The sequence below is a fragment of the Vibrio sp. TRT 29B02 genome (assembly GCF_050113655.1).
Taxonomy (GTDB): domain Bacteria; phylum Pseudomonadota; class Gammaproteobacteria; order Enterobacterales; family Vibrionaceae; genus Vibrio.
In genome coordinates this window covers 20,177-28,280 of the sequence record NZ_JBNJOJ010000046.1, presented here as the reverse complement: position 1 = coordinate 28,280, position 8,104 = coordinate 20,177, and the positions used below count along the sequence as shown (strand labels likewise).

Annotated in this window: 5 protein-coding genes; 3 read left to right on the top strand and 2 right to left on the bottom strand. The window is 43.2% G+C overall.

The features are described 5' to 3' along the window. Positions 1 to 609: 609 nt before the first annotated feature. Entirely contained in the window at positions 610 to 3,186 is a 2,577-nt protein-coding gene (locus ACQEXT_RS20225; RefSeq protein WP_426953337.1) for a hypothetical protein, read from the bottom strand. A 458-nt stretch (positions 3,187 to 3,644) separates the two neighbouring features. Here ACQEXT_RS20225 and ACQEXT_RS20220 point away from each other — a divergent pair, with 458 nt between their 5' ends. Beyond that, entirely contained in the window at positions 3,645 to 4,112 is a 468-nt protein-coding gene (locus ACQEXT_RS20220) for a CreA family protein (protein WP_426953336.1), read from the top strand. 111 nt (positions 4,113 to 4,223) lie between these two features. Then, positions 4,224 to 5,528: an inosine/guanosine kinase gene (locus ACQEXT_RS20215; protein WP_138970641.1), complete on the top strand. Its 1,305-nt coding sequence runs from the start codon at positions 4,224 to 4,226 to the stop codon at positions 5,526 to 5,528. Positions 5,529 to 5,555: 27 nt separating this feature from the next. On the opposite strand, the gene ACQEXT_RS20210 is transcribed toward ACQEXT_RS20215, so the two are convergent. Next, a complete protein-coding gene (locus ACQEXT_RS20210; protein WP_138970642.1) occupies positions 5,556 to 6,173 on the bottom strand; it encodes a beta-phosphoglucomutase family hydrolase in 618 nt (205 codons plus the stop codon). A gap of 141 nt (positions 6,174 to 6,314) precedes the next feature. On the opposite strand from ACQEXT_RS20210, the gene ACQEXT_RS20205 reads away from it, so the two are divergent. Beyond that, on the top strand, positions 6,315 to 8,075 hold the full coding sequence (locus tag ACQEXT_RS20205) for a methyl-accepting chemotaxis protein (RefSeq protein WP_426953335.1): 1,761 nt from the start codon (positions 6,315 to 6,317) through the stop codon (positions 8,073 to 8,075). Positions 8,076 to 8,104 lie beyond the last annotated feature (29 nt).

Genomic DNA, 8,104 nt, shown 5'->3' with positions numbered 1-8,104 from the left:
CCTGCATTGCCAATGCTCGCAACTGAAACAGGCTTACTTTCAAAGCAACCATTAAGTAAAAAGCACATGCTTACAGCAATTAAAAATCTAAACTTCATTATCAAATACCACTCGCTTGAGTTGGTTTCCTTCTTTCGTTACTGCATTAACAAGACTGTCCATTGCAGTCTCTTCAATTGGGCGAACCCAGATATTGTGAACATCCATGTGCAGCTTCAGTGAATGATCAACCTATAGTCCCTAACCATTTCACCAATAGGGAAAAGCATGATGCGATAACAAAGATCCAGCTGCCAATACAATTAACCCACATAAACAGTCTGAATTTTTTAGATTTAGTGGTCACTCTATGTCTGATAAAAGGATAGGCAAGCCAGTAACACATCAATCGAGTTCCAATTGCGTAGGACATTTGATAGTTCCATTTCATATATCCTTGCTCATCGTAATATTTATCCAAATTCCTAGCTAATTGCTTGTCAATAAATACAATTCGTTCAATATTTCCGAATGAAACCATAGCGAACATAATCGCACCGAGTACACACCAAATAATAAAACACCAAAATATAAGCACTGTAAATAAGGCCAAAACTAATTTAAATGTAATCATCTAGCATTTTCCTGAATAGCTTCAACCTGATCTTTCCCCCACTGATAAGCAATATACATAATGTCACCAGTAGCTTTACCTAACATTGAGCCTCCAATTCCACCAACCACGCCTCCAGCAATAAAAGCACCAATTGAAGCAATCGCTAACACTGGCGCTGAGGTAACTCCTACAATACCCAACACCAAAAGAGTACCGCCGGCTGCGATATTTCCACCGGTGGCTCCCCCTCCTATACCACCAATAAATCCTGTTATTTCACGTGCTGTGACTTTACCGCATTCTCCTGAACCATCAACAGAACAGGCTTCATAAATATTCTTCACGCCACTTGCTGCACCAAGCACTAGCCCTACGTAACCGACTCCACGAGACGTCGCGATACCAATCGCCACATTTGCTATTCGCTTACCCAAATTCGGTACCATACCTTTTGCAATAATTTCATCAGCATTATGGATAACAGAATGAGTAGAGAGTTTTAAGTTACGTCGAATCTGAGTGTAAATAGGAATTTGAACAGAACGTTTCGATAATGCAGCAAAGCTACCATCTAGCTTTTTAAATAGCGCAGCACGTTCTGCAACAAAAGAACCATAGTTAACACCACCAACACGACTTGCCATCGCAACTTGAGAGACGTAAAGCTGGTTAATTTCAAGAAGCACACCATTGATGTTTTTTAAATGTCGCTCAACACCTGTGGCTATAGCACCGACTCCCAATGAAGCATAAGCGTATAAGTCACCTGGAAGGCCATCTGAGCCGACTTTTTTAATTGTTTCATCAGCATAATAATCTAGCACTTCAAAATGGCGATAAACGGTAGCAACTTGTTCCTCAGTCAGTTTCGCTAACTCAACACTAGCTGCTTTCGCTTCCTCGATAAGAGCATCAAGTTTACTTGTCTGCTCTTCATTAATCGGCTCTTTGGTCGGGACAACTACAATCTCCCCCTGCCGTACAGGGTTGTTCAAGTGTGCGTTGTATTTTTTTAATAGTTTTTGAGTATCTTCGCTTGTATCTGGAGAGAAAAAGCTTGACCAAAAATCCTCTAGAGGTTGGGTTTGATCTACTTGGGTAAAACCAAGTTCAAATTCTGTCGCAACGTCAGAGACTGTTTTGATATTTACCACAGGGATGTCTTTTTCGACCAACCTTTCGTTATTAATTGAGACTATCGACGTATCAACTAAGCATCGCTCTGTGTAGTTATAGAACGTGTTTAAAGGTTGATTAAATCGCTTTGGGCTCTCCGGTGGTATCTCGTAAACAGGCTCTTTTTGAATGCTTCGCGGTTGCTGTTTTTCTACATTCAGAGAATCCCCTACCGATAGAGACATCGGGTCGGCATCGTACTGTGGATTAAGTTCCAACAAAGCTTTTGGCGCTAGACCATACTGGTTGGCAATCTTCATCCACGTTTCTCGCATACCCGTTTCTAGATCAGTTTGAACGATATGCTTAACGGGCTGAGGTTGTGGTTTGGCTGGTTTTTCCGTTTCAGTTCGTTTGATTATGGGTTGTTTTGTTGCCTCAAGTAACTGAGGCACATCTAATTTCACCCCATGCTCGTTCAACCACTCCTCGCTCAAATTATCCAGTTCCTCTCGGGTAATTTGCCTCTCTAAGTAAACAAGATGTTGGCCCTCGACCACTTTGCCACCGAGTTTCCACAACACCAATATCGCGTTTTGGTTCTGGTTGTAACCCCTTTCGGGATCAAGGCGGTGGTGCGTTGAGTGAGTGGCATAAAAACCCCAGTTTTTATCACCGAGAATACGGTACTCTTGGATCAGTTTGCCGTTATGAAAGTGGTAGTAGAAACCGTGAGTGGGAAAGCCTAACCGCTCGCCGAGCTGCACGGCGGGAAAAACGGGAATAAAGCCCTCTTGCGCTACGCCACTGCCTATCGGTCTGACTTTTACTGGTTGGCTAGGCGAGAGACCTAATGACTTTGATGCCACTTCTCCCACCAGTTTTTTAGGCTCATCAAACGCTGTGAATATGGTGTAGCGTGTCCCTTCTTTGATTTTGGTTTCACGCCAGCGCCCTAGTAACACTTCGTCTGCCGTTTGGGCTATAACAAACGAACAACCAACATTGCGATGAAAGGCATCGTCGGAGCACGCGATATCGAAGTTGTACTCGTATTTTTCCTTTGGCGGCGCATCGGGATTATGAGTACGAACGGGCTCAGGGACGTATGGGGGCATGGGAAGTGGCGGATGTAGGCTTCCACTTTGAGTGGTGCTTGATGCACTCCCGCTCATCTGTGTACGAGTTAATAGTGCCTTTTGTGCCAATTGGTCGAGGTTGTCGCGAACATGGGGATTTAGCTCCCAATCTGAATGCGCTAAGCCATCGCTCTCTTTTATCAACAGCGGAACTCGCGGAGAATCATTCAGTAGCAGCAAATGGCCTTGCTTTAATTGCTCAATAAATCGGTCATATCCCATGCCGGATGGGGTGACCTCTTTGAGCTCATTTTCAGACAAGGAGTCAAAGTCACCTTCAACTTGCTGAAATTCGTGCGCCATCAAATGGATAAGTTCAACGGTCTTATACCCCACAACATGCCCTATTGAATCTTTTCTGAGTGGTTCAAAGGTTACCTAGCTTGTGCTTTTATATCTATAGTTCAGATATAAAATCAATTGAATAAATATCACATATGTCGTAATTAAATATCTTTTGTATCAACGCCTTAGTGAAAATGACACATACACTGTTCGGTTAACCTGTTTTAGAATCGGGTTGGGAGCGAGGAATGGAAACTCTCATCACAATATCGAAACCAGATGCTTAAAAAGTAACGTGTATCGATTTTGCGCCAAATACAAACTATGAGCCTAATTTTGTTTGGATTTATTAAAACATTCGGTTTTACTCTTCTCTAAATAAAGGAAAAGCAAAAAGGCTGTGATGAACTGTTCGATTCGGTTTTGTAAGCCGCTATTCTGTGAAAATGACCTGGTACCAAATGATACGTGTTACACTATTGAAAACCGCGAATAACAAGGATTTACGAATGAAGAAAATGCTTTTAAGTGCATTGATGGCCACCGCCTTGGTCGGGTGTTCTGATAACGAAGTTGGCGATGTAGGTCTTGGATGGTTCACTATGAAAGACATCAAGCTAAATCACATGCAAGATCCAATTGTGACTGGCGTAACATGTCATGTCGCTTCAATTGAAGCCGACTTTAGCCTAGCCGATCCAAGTGACAGCTCTATATCTTGTCGTCAGACTGGCGAAATTACCCCAGAGATGATTGCCAATATCGACAAGTCTAAAGATGGTGAAGTGGTATTTAAAAAGTCAAAAAGTATCTTCTTCAAAAGCATGAAAATCCGCCGAATCCTAGATGTAGAGAATCAGACATTGATGTACCTCTCTTATTCTACTAAAGAAACGTCAGGCAGTTTCAAGCACAGCCTTTCTACGGTGCCGTTATGGGGAACCAAAGCGTACGGTTCGTACAAACCAGCGGAATAGTTCAATTAAGTGCCAAACAGTAGTGTTTGGCACTTTTTTATGTAATAAATATGAAAGCAATCTTTCATATGTGTGATATTATCCGGGAAAATTTCCAACTCCACTTTGAACATGAAGTTTCCCGGACAGCGCAAATCTAAGCACTACTTTCCTACTCACGCTCGCGATCCACTCGTCAATCAGATGAAGCAAACCCCTAAGCTTTATCGACCGATTGTGGTTGGCGTAGGTCAAACAATTGTTGACATAGAAGCTCGTGTCGATGACGAATTCCTAGCAAAATATGGTTTGAGTAAAGGACACTCGCTCGTTTTAGAGGAGAGTCAGGCTGACGCACTGTACGATGAATTAGTAAAACGCGAGTTGATCACTCATCAATATCCTGGCGATACGATTGGCAATACTCTGCACAACTACTCTGTACTGGCTGACAGTAAATCGGTACTACTAGGTGTAATGTCACGAAACATCGAAGTCGGCTCATTTGCATATCGTTATTTATGCCGCACATCGTCACGAATGAACCTAAACCACTTGCAGATGGTTGAAGGCTCAATCGGACGCTGCTATACGCTTATTTCGGACAACGGTGAACGTACCTTCGCGATTAATGAAGGTCATATGAACCAATTGCGCCCAGAAAGCATCCCAGAAGAGGTATTTGATAAGGCGTCTGCGCTTGTTGTTTCTTCCTATTTAATGCGTGGAAAACCTGAAGACCCAATGCCGCAAGCCGTTGCTCGTGCTATCGAAATTGCCAAATCTAAGAACGTACCTGTTGTACTGACTCTTGGAACCAAGTGGGTTATCGAAGGTAATGCAAAGTGGTGGCAAGACTACATTAAAGAGAACATCTCTATTGTTGCGATGAATGAAGAGGAAGGCGAAGCTCTAACCGGTGAGAAAGATCCTCTTTTAGCCGCAGACAAGGCACTTGAGTGGGTTGATGTTGTACTATGCACAGCTGGCCCGGTTGGCCTCTACATGGCAGGTTACACTGAAGATTCAGCCAAACGCGAAACTGAACTACCGCTACTGCCAGGTAATATCCCTGAGTTCAACAAATATGAATTTAGCCGAGCTATGCGTAAGTCAGATTGTGGTACACCCGTAAAAGTGTATTCCCATATTGGTCCTTACCTAGGCGGCCCGCTTGAAATCAAGAACACAAATGGTGCTGGTGATGCTGCGCTGTCGGCCTTACTCCATGATATGGCTGCAAACAGTCACCATAAGACTAACGTTCCAAATTCTTCGAAGCATGACCAACCATACCTGACTTATTCTTCGCTATCGCAGATTTGTAAGTATGCTAACCGTGTTAGCTATGAAGTATTAACCCAGCACTCTCCTCGCCTAGCGCGTGCGCTTCCTGAACGTGAAGACAGTTTAGAAGAAGCATACTGGGATCGTTAATGATACGTTAACCAAAGAAAGGGCCGCTTATCGCGGCTCTTTTTCGTTCAAGTATGGGTAGAAGACTAACTGCCCTTCTTCGACCATCATGCAATCCATTTTGGCTGCATGTGCCGCCTGTAGCCCTAGCTGGGTGTCTTCAAATACGATACATGCACCAGCTTGAACCTTCATATCATCCGCGGCCTTTAAGAAGGTATCAGGATTGGGTTTATGGTTGTCAACATCCGTTGCCGTCACAATGACGTCAAGCAATTCAATCAGTTGTGCCTGCTTTAGCAGTCGTAAAGCGCTATCACGTTGGCTGCCAGTACCAACCGCCAGTTTCTTACGTTGATAGAATTGATGCAGGAGATCTACAGTACAAGCGATAGGCTTACCAACTTCCTGTAGTTCGGCAAAAGCCCCCATTTTGTAACGCGAGACTTCCATCGGTTCTAGCGACATACTGTGCTTTCTATTTATTTCTGCCGCAATTTTATAGCTTGGCATTCCCCCTAAGCTGTGTAACCACTCTTGGCTAAACGGAAAGCCGAAATGAGCGGCTGTCTGCTGCCATGCTTTTAAATGGCCAGGCATGGTATCCAACAAGGTGCCATCCATGTCGAATATAAACGCTTGATATTTTTCTAAAATTTCTAACATGGTTGTCCTACTGCCCTATTAACATAGTTTTACCGTATATCCTCACGCTAAGGTAGTGAGGGCATTGATATATTTATAAATACCAACTAACATCAGATCAAATACCTATAACTAAATATATTAACGGACTAAGGTAATCTTATGAATATCAAAAACAAACTATATTCATTAGGTGTTGTAGCTATACTTGGTGTCGTGTCTGTTCTTTTTGCAACAAGCCATTTCGCCCAAACCACGGCTCAGCTGAATCAGGCTAGCTTACTCGTATCAAACCTAGAAATACGCTTACTCAATTTACGCCGGAATGAGAAAGATTTCCTACTCCGTAAAGATGATAAATATCTAACCTCATTCAACAACAACATGTCGATTTTCCTCAATTTGGAGACTGAACTTGCCACGATTCTTGAGCAAAGGGCGCTGCCAGATAGCCACCAGCTCAAGCAAGATATCCTTTCTTATCAGAAGGGGTTCAACAACCTCGTTGCGGCATATCAGAAACTCGGCCTTAAACCTGAACAAAACCTTCTTGGTCGCTATAACACTGAGTTAGAAGCAATTAAGACCTCACTTTCAAGTGATGAATTATTGAATTTGTTTGAGTTCAACACACAAGTGTTGTCCGGTGTTTTCGCTGATCAACTGCTACCGTCAAATGCAGCATCGCTAGCTTCAACAGCGCAAGCTGTCATTGAACAGAGTAAAATTGTTGGTCTCAAGTACAATGAGGGATTGCTTGGCGACACACGTAACCTTTCACACACTGTAGAAGAACAGTTCAAAAAGTTTTCTGCCGCGCTGGAATCAGAAACACAAGCAACGGTCGAACAACTTGCTTTTCTTAAACAAGCGGTGACCGCTGTTGTTGTGCTGATTATCTTTGGTTTCATTTTTCAAATTTCTCGCTCGATTAATCAACAAGTGTCGTTACTGCTTTCAGCGATTCAACAAATCGCTCGCTCTAATAACGTCTCACTACGCGCCAATCTCGCAGGCAAAGATGAACTGTCTGAGGTTGGAACCTATTTTAATCAATTGCTCGATAAGTTTGAGCACCTGATTGCTGGGACGAAGGCTAAATCATCTGAGCTATCACAAAGCACCTCCAACATGCATAATGCGCTACAAAATGTAATTGAACAGTTCCATGTGCAAGCGGATCATACCACCACTATGGCAACAGCCGTTCAAGAAATGGTATCGACTATCAATGAGATATCAGAAAGTACATCTATTGCGGTAGAAGGTGTGCAACAGGCCTCTGTCAATGCACAAAGCGGTCGTAAAGTCGTCGAGACAACCGTCAGCAACATAGATCAACTCACTACCATTCTCGGCAGTAGCCAAGCATCAATTGGCTCACTAAATAACCACGTTGATAAAATTGGTGACGCCGTAAACATCATCCAAGAAATAGCCGAACAAACCAACTTGCTGGCGCTCAATGCAGCAATCGAGGCAGCGCGTGCTGGTGAACAAGGGCGAGGTTTTGCGGTAGTGGCTGATGAGGTTCGTGCTCTTGCTAGCCGAACTCATCAATCAACCGAGGAGATCACTAAAGTTGTGACTGCCATTCAGAATCAAATGTCTGAAGTAGTAACCAATATTGACCAATGTAATGAGCAGGGTTCGCAAACCCTCGAAGCATCACAAACACTAGATAGTAGCCTCACTCAGATTATCGATGATATGACCAATATTCAGGCTAATTCTGAACGTATTGCATCTGCGATAGAAGAACAAGGCATAGTAATGAACCAGGTTAGTGAGTCTATCACAGAGCTCAATTCGATATCTGAAGGGAATATGCAGTCAGCTCAGCAATGTTTAACAGAGGTCGACAGAGTCTCCGTTCAAGCTACTGACATGGATAGTGCGGTTGCTGAATTCAAAACGTCTTAAATCATTACTCAAGCAAAAAAATCCCCTCT